General features: G+C 61.1%; 27 protein-coding genes and 1 pseudogene. 8 read left to right on the forward strand and 20 right to left on the reverse strand.

All coding sequences use genetic code 11. The annotated features are described in order from the left end of the window. The first annotated feature begins 27 nt into the window (after positions 1–27). Together AC1D1Y_RS14150 and AC1D1Y_RS14155 are read left to right on the forward strand one after the other, a co-directional pair. Positions 28–786, forward strand: a complete 759-nt coding sequence (locus tag AC1D1Y_RS14150) for a hypothetical protein (RefSeq protein WP_477682882.1) — start codon at positions 28–30, stop codon at positions 784–786. Between the two features lie 59 nt (positions 787–845). Next, positions 846–2,069, forward strand: a complete 1,224-nt coding sequence (locus AC1D1Y_RS14155; RefSeq protein WP_477682883.1) for a hypothetical protein — start codon at positions 846–848, stop codon at positions 2,067–2,069. 57 nt (positions 2,070–2,126) lie between these two features. On the opposite strand, the gene AC1D1Y_RS14160 is transcribed toward AC1D1Y_RS14155, so the two are convergent. The 7 genes from AC1D1Y_RS14160 to AC1D1Y_RS14190 form a co-directional block, all read right to left on the reverse strand. Next, positions 2,127–2,558, reverse strand: coding sequence for a hypothetical protein (locus tag AC1D1Y_RS14160; RefSeq protein ID WP_477682884.1), 432 nt, complete (start codon positions 2,556–2,558; stop codon positions 2,127–2,129). Between the two features lie 113 nt (positions 2,559–2,671). Then, positions 2,672–3,175 carry a DMP19 family protein gene (locus AC1D1Y_RS14165; protein WP_477682885.1) on the reverse strand — a complete coding sequence of 168 codons (504 nt, stop codon included), beginning with the start codon at positions 3,173–3,175 and terminating at the stop codon, positions 2,672–2,674. A 25-nt stretch (positions 3,176–3,200) separates the two neighbouring features. Then, positions 3,201–3,482: a hypothetical protein gene (locus AC1D1Y_RS14170; RefSeq protein WP_477652599.1), complete on the reverse strand. Its 282-nt coding sequence runs from the start codon at positions 3,480–3,482 to the stop codon at positions 3,201–3,203. Positions 3,483–3,639: 157 nt separating this feature from the next. Next, complete coding sequence (locus tag AC1D1Y_RS14175; protein ID WP_477682886.1) at positions 3,640–3,915, reverse strand: hypothetical protein; 276 nt, start codon at positions 3,913–3,915, stop codon at positions 3,640–3,642. Positions 3,916–3,978: 63 nt separating this feature from the next. After that, positions 3,979–4,278 (reverse strand): hypothetical protein, encoded by a 300-nt coding sequence (locus tag AC1D1Y_RS14180; RefSeq protein ID WP_477682887.1) that lies wholly within the window; start codon positions 4,276–4,278, stop codon positions 3,979–3,981. Continuing rightward, complete coding sequence (locus AC1D1Y_RS14185) at positions 4,271–4,648, reverse strand: VOC family protein (protein WP_477652602.1); 378 nt, start codon at positions 4,646–4,648, stop codon at positions 4,271–4,273. Before AC1D1Y_RS14185 ends, AC1D1Y_RS14180 begins: the two co-directional genes overlap by 8 nt. Before the next feature lie 54 nt (positions 4,649–4,702). Beyond that, entirely contained in the window at positions 4,703–5,125 is a 423-nt protein-coding gene (locus tag AC1D1Y_RS14190; RefSeq protein ID WP_477682888.1) for an ABZJ_00895 family protein, read from the reverse strand. 171 nt (positions 5,126–5,296) lie between these two features. On the opposite strand from AC1D1Y_RS14190, the gene AC1D1Y_RS14195 reads away from it, so the two are divergent. From AC1D1Y_RS14195 to AC1D1Y_RS14210, 4 genes are all read left to right on the forward strand, one after another. Beyond that, positions 5,297–5,521, forward strand: coding sequence for a DUF2188 domain-containing protein (locus AC1D1Y_RS14195; RefSeq protein ID WP_477652604.1), 225 nt, complete (start codon positions 5,297–5,299; stop codon positions 5,519–5,521). Positions 5,522–5,630: 109 nt separating this feature from the next. Continuing rightward, positions 5,631–6,122: a VOC family protein gene (locus AC1D1Y_RS14200; protein WP_477682889.1), complete on the forward strand. Its 492-nt coding sequence runs from the start codon at positions 5,631–5,633 to the stop codon at positions 6,120–6,122. A 316-nt stretch (positions 6,123–6,438) separates the two neighbouring features. Then, positions 6,439–6,657, forward strand: coding sequence for a glycine zipper 2TM domain-containing protein (locus AC1D1Y_RS14205; protein WP_477682890.1), 219 nt, complete (start codon positions 6,439–6,441; stop codon positions 6,655–6,657). Positions 6,658–6,734: 77 nt separating this feature from the next. Then, positions 6,735–7,586 (forward strand): alpha/beta fold hydrolase, encoded by an 852-nt coding sequence (locus tag AC1D1Y_RS14210; protein WP_477682891.1) that lies wholly within the window; start codon positions 6,735–6,737, stop codon positions 7,584–7,586. A gap of 21 nt (positions 7,587–7,607) precedes the next feature. Here the strand turns inward: AC1D1Y_RS14210 and AC1D1Y_RS14215 are convergent, their stop codons facing one another. The 4 genes from AC1D1Y_RS14215 to AC1D1Y_RS14230 form a co-directional block, all read right to left on the reverse strand. Then, complete coding sequence (locus AC1D1Y_RS14215) at positions 7,608–8,312, reverse strand: SDR family oxidoreductase (RefSeq protein WP_477682892.1); 705 nt, start codon at positions 8,310–8,312, stop codon at positions 7,608–7,610. A 74-nt stretch (positions 8,313–8,386) separates the two neighbouring features. After that, entirely contained in the window at positions 8,387–9,388 is a 1,002-nt protein-coding gene (locus AC1D1Y_RS14220; RefSeq protein ID WP_477682893.1) for an NADP-dependent oxidoreductase, read from the reverse strand. A 61-nt stretch (positions 9,389–9,449) separates the two neighbouring features. Next, positions 9,450–10,304 carry an oxidoreductase gene (locus tag AC1D1Y_RS14225; RefSeq protein WP_477682894.1) on the reverse strand — a complete coding sequence of 285 codons (855 nt, stop codon included), beginning with the start codon at positions 10,302–10,304 and terminating at the stop codon, positions 9,450–9,452. Between the two features lie 92 nt (positions 10,305–10,396). Continuing rightward, positions 10,397–11,011, reverse strand: a complete 615-nt coding sequence (locus AC1D1Y_RS14230; protein WP_477682895.1) for a TetR/AcrR family transcriptional regulator — start codon at positions 11,009–11,011, stop codon at positions 10,397–10,399. Between the two features lie 173 nt (positions 11,012–11,184). Between AC1D1Y_RS14230 and AC1D1Y_RS14235 the strand changes: the two genes are divergently transcribed. Continuing rightward, complete coding sequence (locus AC1D1Y_RS14235) at positions 11,185–12,801, forward strand: Fic family protein (RefSeq protein WP_477682896.1); 1,617 nt, start codon at positions 11,185–11,187, stop codon at positions 12,799–12,801. A 28-nt stretch (positions 12,802–12,829) separates the two neighbouring features. On the opposite strand, the gene AC1D1Y_RS14240 is transcribed toward AC1D1Y_RS14235, so the two are convergent. Then, a complete protein-coding gene (locus AC1D1Y_RS14240) occupies positions 12,830–13,246 on the reverse strand; it encodes a VOC family protein (protein WP_477682897.1) in 417 nt (138 codons plus the stop codon). 237 nt (positions 13,247–13,483) lie between these two features. On the opposite strand from AC1D1Y_RS14240, the gene AC1D1Y_RS14245 reads away from it, so the two are divergent. Continuing rightward, the gene (locus AC1D1Y_RS14245) at positions 13,484–13,831 is read left to right on the forward strand and encodes a nuclear transport factor 2 family protein (RefSeq protein WP_477682898.1); all 348 of its coding nucleotides are present in this window, start codon (positions 13,484–13,486) and stop codon (positions 13,829–13,831) included. Between the two features lie 52 nt (positions 13,832–13,883). Here the strand turns inward: AC1D1Y_RS14245 and AC1D1Y_RS14250 are convergent, their stop codons facing one another. From AC1D1Y_RS14250 to AC1D1Y_RS14285, 8 genes and pseudogenes are all read right to left on the reverse strand, one after another. Continuing rightward, positions 13,884–14,651, reverse strand: a complete 768-nt coding sequence (locus AC1D1Y_RS14250; RefSeq protein WP_477682899.1) for a TraB/GumN family protein — start codon at positions 14,649–14,651, stop codon at positions 13,884–13,886. A 586-nt stretch (positions 14,652–15,237) separates the two neighbouring features. Beyond that, positions 15,238–16,722 carry a GmrSD restriction endonuclease domain-containing protein gene (locus AC1D1Y_RS14255; protein ID WP_477682900.1) on the reverse strand — a complete coding sequence of 495 codons (1,485 nt, stop codon included), beginning with the start codon at positions 16,720–16,722 and terminating at the stop codon, positions 15,238–15,240. A gap of 284 nt (positions 16,723–17,006) precedes the next feature. Continuing rightward, on the reverse strand, positions 17,007–18,107 hold the full coding sequence (locus tag AC1D1Y_RS14260) for a VWA domain-containing protein (protein WP_477682901.1): 1,101 nt from the start codon (positions 18,105–18,107) through the stop codon (positions 17,007–17,009). A 21-nt stretch (positions 18,108–18,128) separates the two neighbouring features. Further along, on the reverse strand, positions 18,129–19,088 hold the full coding sequence (locus AC1D1Y_RS14265; RefSeq protein ID WP_477682902.1) for a DUF58 domain-containing protein: 960 nt from the start codon (positions 19,086–19,088) through the stop codon (positions 18,129–18,131). After that, positions 19,069–20,082, reverse strand: coding sequence for an AAA family ATPase (locus AC1D1Y_RS14270; RefSeq protein ID WP_477677007.1), 1,014 nt, complete (start codon positions 20,080–20,082; stop codon positions 19,069–19,071). Before AC1D1Y_RS14270 ends, AC1D1Y_RS14265 begins: the two co-directional genes overlap by 20 nt. Positions 20,083–20,128: 46 nt before the next feature. After that, a complete protein-coding gene (locus AC1D1Y_RS14275) occupies positions 20,129–21,076 on the reverse strand; it encodes a S1C family serine protease (protein WP_477682903.1) in 948 nt (315 codons plus the stop codon). Positions 21,077–21,573: 497 nt separating this feature from the next. Further along, on the reverse strand, positions 21,574–22,434 hold the full coding sequence (locus AC1D1Y_RS14280; protein ID WP_477682904.1) for an ABC transporter permease: 861 nt from the start codon (positions 22,432–22,434) through the stop codon (positions 21,574–21,576). Positions 22,435–22,444: 10 nt separating this feature from the next. Next, positions 22,445–22,649, reverse strand: a pseudogene (locus AC1D1Y_RS14285) (ABC transporter permease); the annotation flags it as partial.

Below are 22,649 nucleotides of genomic sequence, written 5' to 3' on the forward strand. Positions count from 1 at the left end.
AAACATGACCTGGAAGGTAAACCCCTGATGACAACGCATCTCGCCCTGATAGCAAAAACCCAAAGCCTGATTGCGGCCGGCGACATCGTCGGCGCCGAGGCCGCGCTGGTCGGGCTGGCCGACGCCGAAGGTGATGCAGCGCTGATGGTGGTGCTGGAGCAGTTGCCGCCCAAGGATGTCCTGGCGGTCATTCGCGAATACGACAACTCCCGGGCGTCGGTGGTCGGCCTGCTGGTCACGCCCGCGCAGTTTGCCCGCGCCGTGGTGATTGAAAAGCTCTACAAGGACCTGACCCGCACGCACCTGCGCGGCATGGTCAATGCGGTGATCTTCCGCGAGGATGCGGACCCGGTGGAATTTCTCAGCGCGATCGGCGACCTGGACGGCGGCAGCGAAGCCCTCGCCGATTATTTTTCCGACCAGTGGAGCCGTGTCGAGGGCTTTGCGCGCAGCGGCGGCTTTGAGGCGGCCGACGAATACGGCAAGATGCTGTCCCAGTCCGCCCTGCTGGCCTCGGCCTACGAAAGACCGCGTGTCCAGCAGGAGGAGATCGCCGACCAGGACTGGATGCAGCTCGCCTGGATACTGCGTTACGAACTGCCGGACCTGTTCATTGAAATGCTGATGGTGCTGCGCGCCAAGGGCAGTGCGCACAAGGCGGTTTCCGACGAAGAGGACGAGAACGACGACGATGTGCAGGACGACGGCAAGGTCGAGACCGGCGACACCGATCGCGGCAAGGCCACACCGACGGCGCGCGAGTCCGACGAGGAGTCGGCGATTTGAGGCTTCGCAGCCATCTCCCTATCCAGACTACCTAGACCACCCAGACCAGCCTCGTACCCATGCCGTCGCCTTCCGCCATCTCGCTCTACGATACGCGCCACTTTTTTGAGAAGGCGCTGCAGTACGGCGTGCAGCACGGCATTATCGGTGCCGAAAAAATCGAAGCCATGCGGGTCGAAGGCCCCAAGGGCATGGTGCAGATCGCGCGTTATTTCGGCAATGAGTTTCTGCGCCCGGACCTTGAAAAAGCCCGCGATCGCATGGTGAACCTGATCAGCCTGTACCTCGAAAATTCCTGCCACGGCGACCTCCGGCAGGCGGCTGAATCGCTGCGCGATTTCTCGCTGCTGTCGCGCTCCAAGGGCGGGTCGGACATGCTCAAGGCCCTGATCGCCATGCCGCAAAACAGCCACTTCGGCATGAATGAGCGCGGCGGCTTCACCGACGCGCACATTCCGCTGCTGGCCAAATGGTCGCTGCGCAGCCTGGCCGACTACCAGGCCGAACTTGCCCGGCGCAGCCAGGTGGCGCAGGTGATCGATGCGGCCGTCTGGCTTGCCGGCGAGCTGGGCATGGACGCCGCCGAACTCGAAGACGCGGGCAAGGATGCCGAAGCGGTGATTCGCACCGCCTTGCTGGTGCCGGCGACGGGCCGCACCGAGATGCCCGACTGGGTCGCGTTTGAGAAGATGATCGCCGCCTTGCGCAAAAAACACGGGGCCGTTCCGCCTGCGGTTACGGCTGCGCTGCCGCTCATCGTTCCGAAAAAGCTGCCTGCCCACCTGCGGGACGTGGTGGAGGCGGTGCGGCAGTCCGTGATGGCCGACGCGCCCAAAATACTCGATGCGGCCTTGCCGCCGCGCCAGTTGTTTGACCGCAGCCCGGCCTTCATGGGCCGGTATTTCTGGGTGGAAGACGGCCTGAACGAGGTCGATCACCATGACCGCCAGGCATCCGCTGTGTGGAGCAAGGTCACCGGCGGCAATGCGGACGATGGTTCGCTGTTGACCCTGTTCCTGTGCGTGGCCGCCGGTTCCGCGCCCAAGACCGTGCTGACGGAAAAAAGCGCCGCCACCCTGCTGCGCAAGATCCGCAAATCAAGTTTCAATCCCGCGCTGGCCCACCAATACCTCCTAGCCCACGCACCGGTGCAGCACCAGGACGCCTACGCCAGCTTGTGGGATGAGTTTGTGGAAGAGGCGCAGGCCACGCTGCAAAGCGATGCCGTACATGCGCTCCACGACGCGCTGGCCTTGCTGCGGCGGGAATGCCATGTGCAATAGGTGGTTTCTGCCTGCGGTGGCGGCAACGCGGGCCAGGGCCTGAATCTYGGCCAGGTATCAAGCTTGATCTGCCGCCCTTTCCCGGCTTCCGCCAAAAAAGACAAGCAGCAAGGAAAGCACCGGAAGCAGGAAAAGATTGAGATACCCGGGAATCCACGAAGTGAACCCGGTGTTGGTGGGAATGAAGGCCGACAGCAGGAACAGCGGCGCTAAAAAATCGGACTGGACACGCGCCGCAAACAGCAGAAAGGTGAAGATGTTCACCAGGTGCAGCAGGGCGAGCAGAACGATGGGGATGGCGAGGCCTCTGGGAAGCTTCCCGCCGGAAAACAAGCAGTAGGCCGCCCCGAAACAAAGGACCGCCATCGCGATGTTTAACGCGGCCGGAATGGTGCGCCCGGTGTGAGCTATCCACTGAACGCCGCCTATGGCCGACCCCAAAAAGAAGAAGGCCGCGAGCCAGCCCAGGCCTGCCGCGGTCCACGTCATTGCGCGTATATGTCTCATCTGATCTCCCGTGTTAGCCGGAACCATACCGCACCTGGCACGCAAGGCCTCAGGATATTTTCATCCCATGCGCGCCTGCGGCGGACCACCGACCCTCAAGCCTCAACATAAAAATAGCGGTCCGCATTCTCGCAAAGATGCCGGACCAGCCGCGGAATGCGCTCCCAGTCCTCTTTGTACGGATTGTTGTCCTCTGCTTCGTAAGCCGCCTCAATCCGGTCGTAGTCCAATGGTGTTTGTGTGTACTGCGCCAGCATGCGCTCCAGCGCCATGGCTTCCTCGGGCATACCCGCCTCGGCATAGGCTTTTGCCGCGGCCTGGACCAGTTCAGCCCCCGAGTTGTCGGTCCCCGTCTTGAACCCTTCGCCGGCCCGGCTCGTTTCCCACTGGAAGATCGCGTAGACCATCCGGTAGCCGGGTGGGAGCTGGTCGAGAAAATGGTCGGGGTCTTCAATGTCCAGCTCAAGCGCCAGCTGGTACATGCCTTCCTCCGGCGTTCCCTCGCTGTCCGATTGCCAGAACGGGGAAACATCGGAGCCGGCGGAACTGGAGGCCTCGTTCACCATCTCGAGGACCAGGGGCGGAATGATGCGTGTCATGTGTGGGCCTTGACGTTGAAGCCGCTTATGCGCCCAGCATCCGGCTGAATGAACCGAATCGATAGAAGGCAAAGCCGGCCATCAAAAGCAGAAACAGCATGAAGACGATGAAGGTTTTCCTGTTCTCGCGGCGCGCACGCTGCAAGGCGTCGGTGCTCGAGGCCTGCCACTCGCCGGCCTGGTCCATCGCCAGCAGATTCCGGCCTGCGGCCTCGACGTTCATGGCCTTGATGTCGGCGATAAGCGTGTTCTGCTCTTTCAGCAGGTCACGGATCTCGGATAGCAGCGCTGTCTGGTTAGTGTCCATTGGTTTCTCCCCCTTTGACTTCTGTTGGCTAAGTAGCTGTCACGACAAATCCCGCAAATGATTCTAGGCGAGTGGTCGCCTAGCGCTCATACCTTGCGTCCACGCCGATCCAGCCGTTGGTCCGCAGAACTTTGTTCGCTGCCGCCATGACGTCGAGCTAGACAGGTGATTCAAGCATCTCGGAAAGCCGGTCCGGAAGCTGCGAAACCCGCGCGTCGTAGAACTGGTTAAATTCGGCCAGGGTTTCAAGCTCGCGTGGCGAAAATTCGGCATCAAATTTCGCATCACCCGGATGGTAGAAGTCGTCAAACCATTGATTCACCAGTTCCGTTGCCACGTTGATGCCTGGTGCGTTCTGTTGATACTCAAGCTGCTCAGACGGCGCTGCGATCAGCTGCAGCGTGTTGATGACGTTGACGCGGTGTGGTCCCATAAGAGCTAGCGTCCAATCCGGGCGGCTCTGCAGGTGCTGGCTTTGGGGGGATTGCGGTGTGGTTTACCCAACATATCGCCTCCAGATTCCGATCACAACAAACCAGAGAACTGCGATGCCCAGGAGTTGAAGGATTCCCTTGGCGGTCAAGGACATCGGGCCACGCCTTTTCGCGGCGACTTCTTTCTTGAAGTCGGTGAACGAGGCGATGAAGTCTTCTTCAAACTTGATCTGCCTGTTGAGCTGCTCGTACGCCTCCGGCTGGCTTGCAGCATCCGGCAATGCCCGCTCCCGCAAGAGCTGGTCCCGGCGCTTGCGAGTATCCGACAGGGGGTCGACCCACAATGAGCGAAGCTTAGCCATGCGCCGGAACCTGGCGAAACGCCCGGCTCGAAACACTCACCGAATTCTTGTCCGGGTCGTTGGCGTTGGCGAATGAATAGCCATTGGCCTCATGGATCGCCCCGAACTTGAGCCCCCGCGCCGCCGCTTCGGCCACAAAGGCCGCGACGTCCTTCACCTGGAACACCAGCTTCACGCCGACCTGCCCGAGCTTCACCGACTTGGCGGCCTGGTGGATCAGTATCCCGGCGCCCGCATTGGGCGCGCGCAGTTCGATGAGCCCTTCGCTGACTTCGCCAGTCGTGATGAAACCAAAATGCGTGGCGTAGAACCCGGCGGACTTTTTCATGTCTCGCGCGTAGATGATGATGGTGCCTAGTGGTGATCGCATAGGAGGTATCGCCTTATGTGTCCTGGCCTCAATTTGAAATGCCGAGCCTCGCGCTCAACCGCCTGCTGAACGTCTGGCATACCATCCGAAGAACCAACGGATGGCGACGTAATGCATGGCCGAGATGAAAAGGAAAAAACCGGCGGCCAAAGCCAACGCACTCCCCGATGTGAAGGTGCGCAGGAAACTCCAGACCTCGCTTGCCGGAACCAGGGCTGCAATGAACACGGCTGCGCAAAGAAGCGAGACCAGCCACACACACAAGAGGGCGCGCCATGCAAAAGACGATTTCTCTTCATTGGTCGGAGCGCGAGCATGATCCTTTGCGAATGCCATGGACGCGAAGAGGGTGGCGCCCAACACGGAGGTCACGGCGAACGGTGCGCCAGATTGAATTTTCAGGATTTCGGCGAGTCCTGCCAATAGAACAATCAGGATGAGGTAAGAGGCGGTGAAAATTTTGATGTAGCGGCTCAAGATGCCCTCCAGTGGATTGTTGTGATTCGTCTAACCTGGATCGATGTCGCGGATCATTCTAGGCCGCAAAGCATCCCCTGGCACCGTCAATCCCTGGAAGCTGTCCTACACCACCGTGGCAAATTTGAGCCATACCATGCGCCTTTTAACAAGAGACAGACAGGAGACCGTATGGACAACTACCACATCAAATCGCACGATGGCCATTGGGACCTGACCCGGCAAGGGGCTGATCGCGCGTCCCTCAGCAAGCCCACCAAGGCGGAGATCCTCGAAGCCACGCAGCAGTTCATGGCCGGAAAGACCGGCTCCGTGAAAATCCACCGCGCCGACGGAACGTTCGAGGAAGAGCGGACTTATCCGCGCTCTGCGGACCCGTCCACATCCAAGGGTTAGTTCGGCATCCCAAGCCTGGATTCAATGAATACGATAGGCGCTCTTGCCTCCCCCCGGTGGTTGCCGGGTGCCCAATGCTTCAACTCACCACAACTTCAGGAGACACACAATGGCCAGCAAAAAAGTCAGCAAGAACACCATCTGCCTCTGGTACGAGCGCGACGCGCTGGAGGCTGCGAAGTTCTATGCCAAAACATTTCCCGACAGCAAGGTCGGGGACATATTTCACGCGCCGGGCGACTACCCCGACGGCAAGCAGGGCGACGTGTTGACGGTCGAGTTCACCGTCGCCGGCATCCCCTGCATCGGCCTCAACGGTGGCCCGCAGTTCAAGCAGAGCGAGGCTTTCTCTTTCCAGATCGCGACCGACGACCAGGCCGAGACGGATCGCCTGTGGAATGCGGTTGTCGGCAACGGCGGCCAGGAAAGCGCGTGCGGCTGGTGCAAGGACAAGTGGGGCCTGTCATGGCAGATCACCCCGCGCGCCCTCACCGATGCGATTGCCGACCCTGATCGCAAGGCGGCCAAGCGCGCCTTCGAGGCGATGATGGAGATGCAGAAAATCGACATCGCCAAGATTGAGGCTGCACGACGGGGCTGAAGCCCGCCTTCGCGTGGATGGCCGCGCGTGCCGCGGCACGGCTGTTCTTGCCGGGCCGCTGACCTTGTCGTGGCTGTTTTCGCTGCAATATCGCCTGGCGAAACTGGACGGGACCTCGGGGTTTCGTCCTACACCCGTGAACACCCAGCCTTCTAGCATGAATGAACCAGCAATGAAAAGCCATCGCAGTGGCTTGCAGGCTTGCAAGCAGCAGCGATGAGCGGTTCATTCACGTGACGAAGGGTTTGATGGCGTGATCAAGAATGAGGCGGCATTTGCTCTTCAACTTTCATCCACTTGTTGAAGGAGAGTCAAAATGAACAGCATCAAAAAATACAGCGCAGTTTTCGCGCTCGCCGCGATGGGTCTTGCAGGTTGCAGCGGCATGACGACACAGGAAAGAAACACCGCGATCGGCGCCGGTGTGGGCGGCCTGGCCGGCTCGGCACTCACGGGCGGCAGCACGGCGGGTACGTTGGGCGGCGCCGCGGTCGGCGGTGTGATCGGCCACGAAGTCACCAAACCGAAACGCTAAGCCTTAGCCAGGAGGCCGGGTTCGTTCGCGCATGAAGCGCCAGGCAGGCGCCGCATGCGTGCGAGCCCGGATGCTTTATGCGCACCGACACCCTGGACCATCAGGGCCTGACACTCGGCTTGATCGCGGCCGGTGATCCCACCAGGCCCGCCATCGTGCTTTTGCACGGCTGGCCCCATTCCAAGGACCTTTATGCCCCGGTGATCGACACGCTCGCCACCGGGCATTTTGTGCTGGCCTTCGATTTACCCGGCATCGGCGATTCACGCGGCGCCCCGCCTTCCGCGGAGAAGACCGTATTGGCCGACATCGTGATCGGCGCGGCGGAACGCGCCGGTGCGCGCTCCCCCATCATTGCCGGCCTCGATGTGGGCGGCATGATCGCCTATGCGGCCGCACGCGACCACGGCGAGCGCATCGCAGGCGCCGTGGTCATGAACACCGTGATCCCCGGCATCGACCCCTGGGACAAGATCCTGGCCGATCCTCGCATCTGGCACTTCGCCTTCCATGCCCTGCCTGAGCTGCCCGAGCTTCTGGTCATGGGCCACCAGCGCGCTTACTTTGATTTTTTCACCGACTTCCTGGCCGGCAACAAGGAGGCCGTGACCGAGGCGCATAGAGCCGCCTTCGCACAAGCCTACGAGCGCCCCGAGGCGCTCAAGGCCGGCTTTGACTGGTACCGTGCACTGCAGGCCGATGCCCGGCACAACAGCCGGCACAAAAACATCGAAACGCCGATGCTCTACCTGCGCGGCGACGCCGACGGCCGTTCGCCCGACGACTACCTCCCCGCGCTGAAGGCCGCGGGTGCCAAGCGCCTCAAGGGTGAGGTGCTGGAGGGCAGCGGCGAGTTCGCGCCGCTGGAGGTCCCCAAGGCTTTCACGAGGGCGCTGGCCGCCTTCGCGAAAGAATGCCAGGCCGGTTGATCCGGCCGTGCCGTTTCAGGCTCAGGCCGCTTGCGGCAGGTAGCTGGGCCGTGCCGCCGTCATGCCTTGCTTGACATGCTGCGTCACCTCATCGGCCAGCACTTCATCGGCGCCGGCTTCCAGGCCGTCCAGCGCACGCTTGACGATGTCCTCGGGGCTGGACTTGGGCACTTCGAAGCCGCGCGTGAGGTCGGTGTCGACATAGGCCATGTGCAGGCCCAGCACCTGGGTTTTCTGGGGCGCGAGTTCGCTGCGCAGGGCATTGGTGAGCGACCAGGCCGCCGACTTGCTCGCCGAGTAGGCCGCCAGTTCGCCGCCGTTGACCCAGGATGCGACCGACAGCACATTGAGCAGCGCGCCGCCGCCGTTGCCCTTGAGCACCGGCGCGAAGGCCTTGCTCATGCGCAGCACGGCGAAGAAGTTGGTCTCAAAAATCCGCCGCGCGACGTCCTCGCTGTCGGCCGCCAGGAAGCCGCCTGGTTGGGCAATGCCGGCGTTGTTGATCACCAGGGTCACGTCCGAAGCCAGCGCCGCGGCAGCCGCCACGTCTTCGGGTTTGTTGACGTCCAGGCGCAAGGCCTGCACACCGGGCAGGGTGGCGGTGGCCGGGTCGCGCGCCGCCGCATACACCTTGCGGGCGCCGCGTGCCAGCAGCTCGCGCGCAAAAGCCAGGCCTATGCCGCGGTTGGCGCCGGTGACGAGGACAACGGAATCTTTGATCTTCATAAACATCTCCAAAAATAAAAAGTGGGGAAAAACATTCCGCTGCCGGTTTCCACCCGAACCGGCACGAACAAAACTCAACGAACCTTGATCACGACCTTGCCTTTGGCGCGTCCCTGGCCGAGGTAGTCAAGCGCTTCCTTGGCCTGCTCAAACGGAAACACCTTGTCGATCACCGGCCGGATTTGCTCCGTCTTGAGCAGTTCGCCGATGTGGGCAAGCTGGGCGCCATCGGGATGCGCAAAGAGAAATGAATAGCTGACGTCGTGCCGTTTCGCAAGGCCCATGATCTTGCGGCTCATCATCGCGAACACAAAGGTCAGGAAGAAGTTCAGCCCCCGGGCGCGGGCGAATGCCGCGTCCAGCGGCCCGACCAGGGAGACCATGCTGGCCCCCGGCTTGAGGATGGCGACGGCTTTTTCCATCGCGTCACCCCTGACAGTGCCCAGCACCGCGTCATAGCCGCGCAGCACCTTCTCGAATTCCTGTTTTTTGTAGTCGACGATCTCGTCAGCGCCCAGGCTGCGCACCAGTTCGACATTGCCGGTGCTGGTGGTCGTGCCCACCCTGGCGCCCAGGTGTTTGGCCAGCTGGATCGCGAAGGTGCCGATGCCACCGGACCCTGCGGGGATAAACACCTTCTGGCCGGGCCTGAGCTTCACCCGCTCTTTCAGCGCCTGCCATGAGGTCAACCCGACCATGGGGATCGAAGCCGCCTGCACAAAGTCCAGGTTGTCGGGCTTCAGCGCGGCCGCGCTTTCCGGCACCACCGCGAACTCGGCAATCGCGCCCGTGCCGATGTCGAAGATGCTCGCAAAAACCGCATCACCCGGCTTGAAGCGGGTCACGCGGCTGCCGACCTCCGTCACCACACCGGCCAGGTCGCTGCCCATCACAGCAGGAAGCTGCAACTTCACCACCGCCTTGAAGAGCCCGGTCGGGATCATGTTGTCGATCGGGTTCACGGCCGCGGCATGGACCTGGACCAGCAGCTCGTCGGGCTTCAGCGTGGGCCGGGGCACATCGGCAAAACCGATGTCGGGAGATTTGCCGTAGCGTTTGAAGGTCAGTGCTTTCATTGTTTTCCTTGTTCCCGGTGTGCCGGGTTGTGTTGACGCTGGTGTTGAATCAGGGCTTGGACTATTTGCTGAGCGCTGCGGCGCGGGGCAGCGACAGCCCTGGCGCATCGAGTTGCAGGTTCTTGCGGATCCCGGCATCCACCAGGCCGGCGGGCGCCAGGCGGCGCAGCCATTGCAGGCTGCCCGCGCGAGGGCCGGCCGTGTAGCGCCGCTTGGGGTGCGCCGCGAGCGCGGCCTCGAGCACGGTGTCGGCCACCACGGCAGGCTTGTCGCCGGCCTCGACGAGTTCCTTCATCTTGCGTGTCACGGCCGCGCGGACCTCACGGTAGGCCTCGAGTTTTTCGTCGGGCTCCAGCAGGTTGGCGTCGAACTGCGTGTTCGTGTTCGCGGGCTCTATCACCGAGACGCGGATGCCGGCCGTGCGCAGCTCATGGTCCAGCGATTCCGAATAGCCTTCCACCGCGTGTTTGGTCGCGGCATACAGCGCCATGTAGGGCATGGGCAAAAAACCAAACACCGAGCCCATGTTGATGATGCGGCCGCTGCCCTGGCGCCGCATGTGCGGCAGCACGGCACGGGTCATGCGCACCAGGCCGAAGAAGTTGGTGTCGAAGATCGCCTGGGCCTGCGCCATCGAACTCTCTTCCGCGCCCGCGGCGGCGACGCCAAAGCCCGCGTTGTTGACCAGCAGGTCGATGCGGCCTTCAAGCTGGATCAGCTTCTGCACCGCGGCCTCCACCGACGCGTCCTGGGTCACATCCAGTGGCAGCATCTCAAAAGCTTGCCCGCCTGCCTGGCCGCCGCGCCGGCTGGTGCCGTAGACCTTGTAGCCTGCGCCGGCCAGCCGCTGCGCGGTTGCTTCGCCTATGCCAGAGGAGGCACCTGTCACCAGGGCAATCTTGTTGTGGGTGTTCATGGTGCGTGTCTTTCGGTGAAAAGTGAATTTGGCATGATGTTCGTCATATATGAGGGCGAAGAAAAAAGCAGAGAAAGCTCTGAAAGAGGAATTCAGTGGGAAACCGGAACCAGCTGCTGCAGCGCAGCCTCGCAAAAGCTGTCCGCCAGCGCGGGCTCGTCGACCACGCGCGCCACCAGCAAGGTGCCGACCATGGTGGCCACCGTCGCCAGCGCGCGCTCATGGGCGCCGGGCTGGCCCCAGTCAGGCGACTGGCGGGCGACAAAATCCACCATTTCCTTGACGTGCCGGGTGATCGCGCGGCGCACTTCGGGCACCTGGCGCGGCGTTTCCGAGCCCAGCGCGGCCAGGGGACAGCCCAGCTCGACCTGCTCCCGGTGCTCCGGCGAGAGGTAGGCGCGCAGCATGGCCGCCATGGCCTGTTCAGGGGGCGAGCCGGCCGCAACGCCCGCTATCACGGCGGCAGATTCGCTGCAGGCCCGGGTCGCGGCTTCGGCCAGCATGGCCTCGCGCGAGGCGAAGTGCGCGTAAAACGCGCCGTGCGTGAGGCCCGCTTCTTTCATGATGTCGGCCACGCCGGTTCCGTCGTAACCGCTGCGCCGTATCGCCCGCGCGGCCACTGACACGATGCGTTCGTGGGAGGCCTCTTTGGCGGCGGAGCGGGCGTTGATTTTGGGTGGTTTTGCGTTTCGCATGACATGCATCATACGTTATTTGGGCAAACGTGCATCTGGGGGTTTAGGGGTCCCTGGCGTCGCTAGCTAAATAATCGTTTTTGGACAAAAATGCATGTTTGTAATCAAAATAAGACATCCAAAAGTCAATAAAGCGCATCCGAGTCCATTTCTAATCATTTTTGAGCACCTTCGGCAGCCGCAGCATGATGAACGATTTCGACCAATACCCCTTTCCCGACGACCCGATTGGGGCGGCCTGGCTGGCCAGGGAATTTGACGTTCGCCCGCTGGCGCGTCTTCCTGTCATGAGCCAGATCGGCCGCAGGCGCGCAACCCGGGTAGAGGGTAGCTTTCGCCTGGAAACCTTCCCCGAAGGAACGCGCCCCCTCGCGGAATTCGCGGACCACCTGTATTTCCATCTGCGCCATGAAGTGCCGCACCTCGAGTTCCTGGCCAGGCTTTTTACAGTGACAGGTCCGGACCCTCTGCAGTCGTGGGTCTTGCGAGAGCCCACCGGGATGTACGCCCGTCGTGCCGCTTTTTTCTATGAATGGCTCACCGGCAAAGAATTGCATGCGCCGGAGGGCCTGAGGGGCAACTATGTGGATGCCATCGACGATGAGCTTCTGCTGGCCGCGTCCCCCGACAAGGCAGTGAAAGTGGCACGCTGGCGGGTCAATGACAACTTGCCCGGGACGCGGTTCTTTTGCCCCATCGTGGCCAGGACGGAGGCGGTCAACACCGCCGCGGAACTGGACATCCCCGCGCTCTTTGGAAAGCTCTCCGCGGAATTCGGCGAAGAGCTGCTGTTGCGCGCAGCGGCCTGGATGACCTTGCGTGAAAGCAAAGCCAGCTTCAGCATTGAAGGCGAAGCCGACCGGGCCACCCGCATCCAGCGCTTTGCCGATGTGATGGCCAGGCGCACCGGCCAGGGCCCGCTTCCGCTCAGCGATGCCGCCCTGGCGGAACTGCAACAGGAAATCCTCGGCCCCCTGACCACGGTGGCGCGGGCCGGCGTGCGCCAGTCACCGGTCTTTGTCGGCGAGACCGTCCGCTACCAGGAGGTGGTGCATTACGTGGCGCCGCCTGTGGTGGACCTGCAGGACATGCTGGAAGGCCTGCAGACCTTTCTGGAGCGCACCCAGGGACAGTCACCGGTCCTGCGCAGTGCCGTGGCAGCATTTGCCTTCGTCTACATCCACCCCATGGCCGACGGCAACGGCCGTGTCCATCGTTTCCTGGTCAACGACGTGCTGCGCCGGGATGGCGTGATCCCGGAGCCGGTGATCCTGCCCGTGTCGGCCGTCATCACTTCCGATGCGGGCGAGCGGCGCGCTTATGACCAGATCCTCGACCAGGTGTCACGCCCTCTGATGACGGCCATCCGCGAGCACGTGGAGTTTGCCAAGGTGCAGACCACTTATCCCGATGGGGTGACGTCCAACTTCGTTTTTGAAGCCCACGACCTGGCGCGGCCCACCTGGCGCTACCCGGATCTGGGGCCGCACGTGGCGTACCTGTCCAAGGTGATCGCCCGCACGCTCACTGGCCAGATGCGCGAGGAGTCGAAATACCTGCGCAGCCACCAGCGCGCACGGGCCGCCATCAAGGAAGTCGTCGAGATGCCCGACCACCAGGCCGACCGGCTTTTGCGGTCGATGGAGCAGAACCAGGACCAGCTGAGCAATGTGCTGGCCAAAGAAATGCCGGTGCTCACCCAGGCGGGTGTGTGGGAAGCCATTGTGGGCGCCGTCAGGCAGGCCTTTAACGCCGATGGGACTGTGAACAACGACGTGCTTGAGCGGTATCGGCCGCAGTGAGTTGACAGCGCGGCCGTCCGGCCGCTCTCTAGTGCGCCAGCGCAAGAACCAGCCAGGGCACGCCAAAGCGATCCACCAACTGGCCGAAGCGCGCGGCCCAGGGCATGCGCGTCAGCGGCGCCTTGACTTCGCCGCCCTCGGCCAGGGCCTCAAAGACGCGCGTGGCCTCCGCGACGCTTTGGGCATGCAGGGCGATGTTGAAGCCACGCATGGGCTCGAATTCGTCGGGCGGTACGTCGTTGCCCAGCAACGCCCAGTCGCCCATCTGGAGTTCGGCGAAGCGTATGTGTTCGGGCGCCGAAGGCTTGGAGCCCGGCGGAAGCGGGACCTCCGGCGTGTCGCCTAGGGCGTTCATCACGGTGATCTTGCCCCGGAGCACTTTTTCATAAAGTTCAAAGGCCTGGCGGCAGTTTCCGTTAAAGGCCAGTTGCGGCATGAGTTTCATCACAAGTCCTCCTTGGCCGGCGACGGGTGTATGACCGGCGAGTTGCTTATTCCAAGCTAGGCCTGTGAAGGCGAAGTGCCAGCTCCGGGTTTCAGCTTTGGGCGTAGGACTTGGCTGACTGGTCCGCTCCGAAGAAAGTGCGTGGCCTACGTGCTGCGCGGCGCGAGGCTGACAAAGCCTTGTGTTTGTGCGCGATCAGACTCTGAAATCCATCCCATCGAAACAGGAGATTTCTCAATGCCAGAGAGCCACAAAGAGATTCTGCAAAAGGCCAACGCGGCCATCGTGAAAGGCGACTACGAAGGATTCCTGAAGTTCTGCACCGAAGACACGGAGTGGACCTTTGTGGGTGACAAAACGCTGAAGGGAAAGGACGCCGTTCGCGAATGGATGGCGAACGAGTACCGGGAGCCGCCGAGGTTTGAGGTCCACCAGATGATTGCCGACGGGGACTTTGTTGCGGCGCTTGGGGAGATTACTTTGAGGGACGAGGCGGGGAAGGATGTCCGCCATGCCTACTGTGATGTCTGGCGGTTTCGGGATGGGAGGATGGCCGGGCTACAGGCCTTTGTTGTTGAGGCGTAACAGACCTCCGCAAGACGTTTGATTTTTCTTGAGGAATTGAGTTGTTCAGCGATTAGGTGAGACGAGCACAGGGCAAACCTTGGTTGGATAACAGATCCGAAAGATTATTGGGGCCAACCATATGTAATGCTCCAACTATTGCAACAGTGTTTCTTCGGCCGCGAGCCAAACGAAGCAATTGAGGAAGCCACGCTTTGTTTCGATCATGAAGGAGTGCTGAATACATCGCCGGAAGTAATCGAAACTCTCGGTTTAATACGGGAATCAGATCGTCGGGTTTTTGATTCTTCCACGCCGTCACAATCTGTCTCAAGAGCTGTACTTCCTCTTCAGTCTTTCGCACGGTCAACGCAAGGAATAGCTCCTGTTCGGCACTAGGTACCTTACTCATAATTAGAGAAACCGCATTAATGGACTCGAGAAAGAATAACTTCCGTTGTTGCGATTTTCCTAGCTCTAAGACTCTTCGATCGATTCCCTCGTTGAATAGGAACCCATGCTGCTGCATGATTTCGCTCATAAGTCGAAAGCCCACCCGCCACGCTTGAAGACCATTTAGTTCATTGGGATCAAATAGAAATCGAGCCCAAAGATAGGAGGTGTCATCGAAGAGATCTTTGGGAATAGTGTTGTTGAGGCGAGACCCGCTTTTAAAGCGACCGATAAGGGGATCTGTTACTGCATCAATGTTGGACTCGAAAGCCAAAATCTCTGCCTTTTCCAAGGCTATGACCGTTTGCTCACTGAAGACTAGCGGCTCGTCTGACACGTGCACCGACCCAAGAATATAAAGATTGGTGTCAGCAACGCGCCACAGCATAGTATTTCACCCATGGACACGATCTTTGGCCAGGTACGGAAGCTTGCATCTGCGCCGCGGTGATCGTTGGACTCGACGGTTCAGACAGATTGATCATGGGTAATAGGTCTTGTATAGAGACCATATGCCGAGTAGTACAGAGATAGCACCCAAAAAAAAAGACAACACGGCGAGCCATCCGGAAAGGCGGACCGAAGGGTCCGGATGAGAAACCGCAAGGGCTCCCGCTTGCCACCACTTTGTGGGCGATATTTCAATCCCAATTGGCCCTGTTGCATCCTCTGCACGTCCGAGCAAGTCCAGCCATCCAGGGTAGTCGATAACTATCTGACCGATCGAGCCCGACGTCCCCTGCAGGTTTGTAGAGAACCGTAAGACCCTGTAGATCGACCCATGCTCCGTAGATAGTTTGAACCACTTCCCATGGCTAGCACGGCGATCCTTCTTTGCGGGCATCCATCGATGAGATATTACAAACCACCCAAGCGGAATGCCGATTTTTTCAGCAAAAGCTGCTGGACTTACACGACTGAAATTACCTTGGATTGAGTTCATGAAATTACCGCTTCATTGCGACTCGGTCAATTCAATTGATCGGCAAGTTCACCAGATCAAGGTTCAGCGACGATAGAAGATTTGCTTGGACAAGAATAAATCTCTCGGCATCAATGAGTTGCGGTGACTTGGTGCCGGAGTACTTCTCAAAAGTCTCGCCAATCTTCTTCTGTTTGCTTCTGACTTTCTTTGCATCGCCGTGATCGACGTCGTGTTGAAGATCTGTTCGAAGCGTATTTACGTCGACAAAGGAGGAAGGTAAATTAGTGGCTAACCGTTGGCCAATGCTCTCCCGAAAAATGAAGTACAGATCATCAATGAATGACTTGTATCCCGAAAGATCGGCAATAGGTTTGCCAAGTCGAGAAAGGGCCTGAGTAGTTTTATTCGTAGACTTAAAAAGATCGTCACCGTGTACATGTGCATACGCGGTGTTGAGGCGACCAATCTGAGAGGAAACTTCTTCGGCTAGCTCCGACACTCGCCGCACTACACCACTACTTGCAATCGCGGCTGGGCTGAACGCGTCGGCGATCTTGGCATCAAATAAAAAAGCCTTACGCAGGAGAACCTCATGTCGGATCCTGGCGCCAGCCCTAATGTTTGCATTGATCGAGCGCTGAAACCGAACGTAGTCATAGTCAGACGCAGCTTGACCCAACTCAACCTGCTCTGACAGCCCTTCCAGAAATGTATCGGTGTACTTCGCGATCGCTTCGCTTAGGTTTGCCTTTGGCTTGCTCTCAACTACTCGGCACGCGAACGTAATCAAAGATTGAACGATAGTGCGATTTTTTAGTTTTGCGTTCCGTTTTGGAAATGCATCTGCTAAAAAGTCCAGGGCCAATAACAATCTTTTGGCGACCGCAGAAGCGGGAGAAAAACTCTTCTGCGACGCGAAGATACGCTTCAAATCTTCATAACGGAGACCCGTATCAATTCCTTCAACTTCGATAGCCACTGCTTTGGTAGCAATATCAAAGTGAGCCAATCGAGTGTCAGCAAGAGATATAGATTGAGTGAAAAACTTATGCTTGGACAACTTCTGGCAGAAGTCGCGAAGTTTGCTGTGAACTGAGTTAAGTTTCTCGCTGCTGGTAAGAGGCAGCCCTTGTTGTAATCGTTGAAAAAACTCCTTTAACTCCTCTTGGTCGGCGTTCTCGATTTCATCGTACTCAATTTCAAAATCGTCAAAGACGTCCGAGACGCGGCTTTTCAGGTCTTTGTAGTACGGACCGCCAAATACTTTTGCTGATTCTTCTGAGAGAGGCAAGGTGCTAGCAAAAAACTCGTAGATCGCTGTGAGTCGCTGTTGACCATCTACGACTTCGAAATCTTCCTCGGACAATTTGACAAAGTAAAACTTCGGCAGCTTCCAGCCGCGAAGCACACTATCAATCAATGCTTTTTTTCGCTCGTCATCCCAAACTTCGCCCCGCTGCCACTCAGGTATGTCATATCTATCACGACGTTTGTATATTTTGTCGAGCGCACGGCGGCCCGGTGTCATTTTCATTTCTACAAACTCCTCGTTGATATTGGCCGCACATAGGGAGAATCCCACCATCGATTCTATGGATGGGGTTGCGATGCGCGCCCTACAAATGGAGGAGTTATGCGAGAGAAGACGCTAATTTGTTGCGCTTCGCTGTATTCATGGATAACCCTGCTAGGCCGCGCCGTTTGATGCGGTCTGCTGGGTAGTCGTCAATTGAAAACTCTAGGCCTGCGTTGTGTGAGTACCGGGTTACTCGGTTTTTGTTTAAACCGGCAATTCTTCATGCCGCGTGGGTGCCTACCTCAAAGAATCCGGTTAAACCAAAGCAGCGACAAACTGGCCGACACCAAAGCCAGCGCAGCCGCCAGCAAGGCCAGCAGCCCGGAAACCTCCGTCTCTTTCTTCTCAATCGCCAGCCGCGAACTGAGCGTCTCATACACCTTCTTCAAGTCCGCCGCGGTACCGGCATAGAAGTACTCCGCCTGCGTGGTGCGCGCAATGCCCTTCAAGGTCTCCTCATCGAGCTTGACGCGCATGGACCAGCCTTCAAAGCCAATCGTTTCGCCGTCCACCGTGCCCACCCCCACGGTGTACACGCGCACGCCGCGGTCGGCGGCGGCTTTGGCTGCGTCCAAAGAATCGACGCCGGTGGTGCGCTGGCCATCGGTCAACAGGATGATGGCGCCTGAGGTGTAGGAGCCGGGGGCGACGGGGACGAATTCTTTTTTGGCACCTTTGTCGGGGGCCAGGGCCTGGTCTATGGAGGTGCCGCGCGGTTTTTCGCGGCCGTATTGCATGGACGCTAAATCAATGCCGGCATCGGGGAACAGTTCGGCCAGCGAGACGACGATGCCGTTGCCAATCGCGGTGCCGCGCTGCAACTGGAATTTGTCGATGGCGACGACCAGGTCTTCGCGGCTCAGTGTGGGTTGCTGCACGACGGAGGCGGTTCCGGCGAAGGCGACGATGCCTACGCGCACATTGCGCGGCAAATCAGCCAGGAAGGCTTTGGCGGCGTTTTGTGCGGCGACCAGGCGATTCGGCAGCACGTCGGCGGCGCGCATGCTGCCTGAGACGTCCATGGCGAGGATGATGGTTTCGCGTTGTGAGGGCAGGCTGATGACGGCGAAGGGGCGCGAGGCGGCGACCAGCATGGCGGCGATGGACAGCAGGAAGAGTATCGGCGGCACATGGCGGCGGAAGCTCTGGCCGCGGCCCATGGCTTCGCGGACGATGGAGAGGCTGGCGTAACGCAGCGCCATTTTTTTCTTGCGGCGCAGCAGCCAGATGTAGATCAGCACCAGCAGCGGGATCGCCAGCAGCAGCCACAAAAATTCCGGCCACAAAAAAGTCGGCAAGGGCAGTTTTGACATGAAGGAGGTGAGCCAGCTGGGGAGGTTCATGGTGAGATGTCCTTGGCAGCGTCAGGCGGCGCGCTTCAGGTGGGTGGGCATGGCGCCACCCGATGTGCGGCTGCGGCGCTTGCGCAGTTCGGTGAAGCGCATGATGGCGTCGACCAGGTTGTCGTCGGTCGAGAGTTCCAGCGCGTCGACGCCGGCGCGGGCCAGCGCCTGCCGCAGGTCGGCCTCGCGCTGGGCCGCGATGCGCGCAAAGCGTTTGCGGAAACCGGCATCATGCGTGTCGACCAGAAGTTGCTCGCCGGTTTCGACGTCGCGTATCGGGATCAGGCCCAGGTCGGGCAGGTCCAGCTCCAGCGGGTCGAGCAGGCGCACGGCCACGACTTCATGGCGGCGGGCCAGCTGGCCCAGTGGTCTCTCCCAGCCGGGTTCGCTGATGAAGTCGGATACCACAAACACGGTGGAGCGGCGCCGCACCAGGTTGGCGGCGGATTCGAGCAGCTCGTGCAGGCGTGTCGGGCCGAGGTCGCTTGTTTCAGGCCTGGTCTGCAGGGTGTGCAGCAGGTGCAGCACATGGTGGCGGCCGCCGCGCGCGGGAATCACGGCGTCGACACCCGATCCATATAGCATGGCGCCCACGCGGTTGCCGTGGCGGGTCAGCATGCGGGCCAGCACGGCGACAAACTCGGCCGAGACATTGCGCTTGCGCTGCTCGCTGGAGCCGAAGTCCATCGACGGGCTCAGGTCCAGCAGAAACCAGGCGCTCATCTCACGGTCTTCGGTGAAGACGCGGACATGGGGTTGCTCCAGCCGGGCGGTGACGTTCCAGTCGATGTGGCGCACGTCGTCATGGTGCTGGTACTCGCGCAGGTCGGCCAGGTCCATGCCGGTGCCGCGCAGCAGCGTGCGGTAGTCGCCCTGCAGCAGGCCGTCGAGACGGCGCAGCACCGTCCACTCGAGCCGGCGCAGCAGCTGGTCTGCGTTGGCGGCAGCGGATTTGACCGGTTCAGGCGGCGAGTTTTTCATGCTCGAGGGGTTTGGCTGGAGGCGGGATTTTGGCCATGATCTTGGCGACGAGCCCGTCTGCGGTGAGCCCTTCGGACAGCGCTTCATACGACAGCACCAGGCGGTGCCGCAGCACGTCGGGCACCAGGTCGGTCATGTCTTCGGGCAGGGCGTAGCTGCGGCCGCGCAGCAGGGCCAGGGCGCGCGCGCCTTCGGTCAGGTTGATGGTGGCGCGCGGGCTGGCGCCGAAGGTGATGAAGCGCTGCAAATCTTTCAGCCCATGCTTGACGGGGGTGCGGGTGGCCGAGACCAGGCGCACCGCGTACTGCACCAGCGAGGGGTCGACGTAGATGCGGCGGCATTCGGCCTGCAGCGCGGCCAGCTGTTCGGTGGTGGCGACGGCGCTCACGGCGACGGCGGGGCCGGTGACGCGCTGGACGATGACAAACTCTTCCTCGTCGGTGGGGTAGTCGACCAGCACCTTCATCATGAAGCGGTCGACCTGGGCTTCGGGCAGCGGGTAAGTGCCTTCGGTTTCAATCGGGTTCTGCGTGGCCATGACCAGGAATGGATCGGGCACCTTGTGGGTGGTGCCGGCAATCGTGACCTGGCGCTCCTGCATCACTTCCAGCAGCGCGCTTTGCACCTTGGCGGGCGCGCGGTTGATTTCGTCGGCCAGCAGCAGGTTGGTGAAGACGGGGCCCAGCGAGGTGCTGAACTCGCCGGTTTTCTGGTTGTAGATGCGGGTTCCGACCAGGTCGGCCGGCACCAGGTCGGGCGTGAACTGGATGCGCTTGAACTGGCCCTGCACGGTGTTGGCCAGGGTCTTGATGGTCAGGGTCTTGGCGAGACCCGGCACGCCCTCGACCAGCAAATGGCCCTGGGCCAGGATGGCGACCATGACGCGCTCGAGGAAGCGGTCCTGCCCGACGACTACGCGCTTGACCTCGTAAAGAATCTGCTCCATGAGCTGGGCGGTGTCGTGGTTGGCGTTTTGCGGAGTGGTCTGTTCCATGCGGCGGGGTCCTTGGAGGCTGGGGTCAGGAGGTGTCGTAAGGGGTTCAGAACGGCGGCATGCCGGCGGCCGAGGCCGCGTTTTCAATCGGCACGGCAAAGCCGATGCCGACAAAGGTGCGCTGCTGGTTGGGGTTGAAGATGGCGGTGACGATGCCGATGACCTCGCCGTCCATGGTGACCAGGGGGCCGCCGGAGTTGCCGGGGTTGGCGGCGGCGTCGAACTGGATCAGGTTGCTCATCATCTGCTTGCCCTCGGGCGAGCGGAAGTTGCGCTTGAGCCCGGAGATCACGCCCTGCGAGGCCGAGGGGCCTATGCCGAAGGGGTAGCCCACGGCCATGACCTGGTCGCCGGGGGCCAGGTCGGCGGTGGAGCGCATGGTGGCGGCGATCAGGTCGTCGGGGATCTTGTGGGCCTGCAGCACGGCGAGGTCGTTCTCGGGCTGCACGCCGGTGATGCTGGCGGTGGACTCCAGGCCGTCGGCAAAGGTGATCTTGATGGTCTGGGCGTTCTGCACCACGTGCAGGTTGGTCAGGATGATGCCCTTGTCGACGATGACCACGCCGRTGCCGACGCTGCGCTCGCCGTCCTCCTTGCCATCCTTGTCCTTGCCCAGGCCGACGATGCGCACGACCGAGGGAATGATGGTGTCGTAGGCCTTGGTGCCGGGCGAGGGCAGGACCGTGGTTTCCAGGGTCTTGAGCACGGCCGCGTTGATGTCGTCCTGGGTCAGCTTGCGCGCCGGGTTGCGCAGCGGCGAGGCAAAGCTGAAGGCCAGCAGCAGCGCCAGCAGGCCGACGACGGACCACAGCAGGTAGAGCTGGTGGCGCGCCAGGCGCTGGCTGAGCCGGGCAAGGCGGGGAAAGCGGGAGGGTGGAGGAGGGGAAGCTGGGACGGCGTCCGCGGTGGTGGCCTCGCCGGGCGGCTGCGCCTGGGCGTCATCCGCGCCCTGCGCCGGACGGTTTGAACTGCTGTAAAGGGCTGGCCTGCGCATCCGTTCACCTCTGAGGTCAAAGTGTCAAAACCGGGCTGATACGGGGCGGAAAGCGGTTGGAAGGCGGTTTTCAGGCCCTGTATTTACAGATGCACCGTATCACGATTCAGTCATCCCTGCACGCCATTTGGCTATCCGCTGGAAGGGCTTTGTAAAGCGCTCGGGGTGCTGGAAACCTTCAAAAAACCTCTTGGCGTTGATGCTAGGTCTTTGCTCCCTCCCCCGCTGGGGGAGGGTGGGGGTGGGGGCTTGCGGCGGTCGAACGGCTGCCTGGCTTGCTACGGCCGCCGACCCTCACCCCAACCCTCTCCCAGGGGGAGAGGGAGTAAGAACATGACACAGCGATGGTGATCACCCGATTCCCTGAATTCCTCCCTCCCCCGCTGGGGGAGGGCAGGGGTGGGGGCCTGCGGCGGTTGAATGGCTGCCTGGCTTGCTACGGCCGCTGGCCCTCACCCCAACCCTCTCCCAGAGGGAGAGGGGGCAAGAAGCCGCCATCAGTGCCCGGGGGAGTCTGCGGGTTTTCGCAGGATCGTCAGCGCCAGCGCAGCCGAGGCCAGCATCAGGAACAGGCTCACCGCATTGAGCACCGGCGTGGCGCCTTCGCGCATGCGGCCGTACATCATGACGGTCAGCGGCGCGTCCGAGCCGACCAGCATCAGGGTGGTGTTGAAGTTCTCGAAGGACATCAAAAACGAGATCGCGGCGGCGCCTATGAGCGCGGGTTTCAGGTAGGGCAGGGTGATGGTGGTGAAGACGGCGGCGCGGGAGGCGCCCAGGTTGTAGGCGGCTTCTTCCAGGGTGATGTCAAAACGTTTCAGGCGCGCGGTGATGACCAGGGTGGCGATGGAGACGATGTAGGAAAACTGGCCTATCACCACCAGGGGCAAGCCGGGGCGCAAAAAGTCGAGTTCCAGGCCCCACCAGTCGTCGGCCAGCTGCGCCATCCGGCTGGCGAAGGCCAGGATGGAGATGCCCAGGATGACGCCGGGGATCACCAGCGGCGCCAGCATCAGGAAAGACAGGGCCTGCTTGCCGGGGAAGCGGGCGCGTTCGATCAAAAACGCATTGGTGGTGCCGACCAGCACGGCCAGCACCGTGACCCAGGCGGCCACGACCACGCTGGTCCAGAGGCTGGCCAGCATGGGGCGGTCGGCAAACAGGCCGCTGCGGCCGGCCTTGCTGCCGAAAAACCAGTCGAGCGTGAAGCCGCGCCAGGGCGGCGCCGGGTAGGGCGCATCGTTAAAGGCGAACACCGCGACCACCACCAGCGGCAGGAACAGGAAGGCGAAAAACGCCAGGGCATAGGCCCAGGTGCCGGCGCGCAGCCAGGCTGGGCGGGGCAGGGAGGCGATCATGCTGTGTCCCTCATGAACGCCTCATCACTTCGCCGAACTTCTGGCCGGTCAACTTGAGGCCTAACCAGACGATAGCCGTGGACAAACCCAGCAGCAAAAAGCCAAAGGCCGCACCCTGTTCCCAGTTAAAGCGCGTGATGAACTGGGTGTAGATCTGCTCGGTGAACCACAGCGAGTTCTTGCCGCCCAGCAGCGTGGGCGTGAGGTAGTTGCCC

The organism is Polaromonas sp. P1_G1, assembly GCF_056405595.1.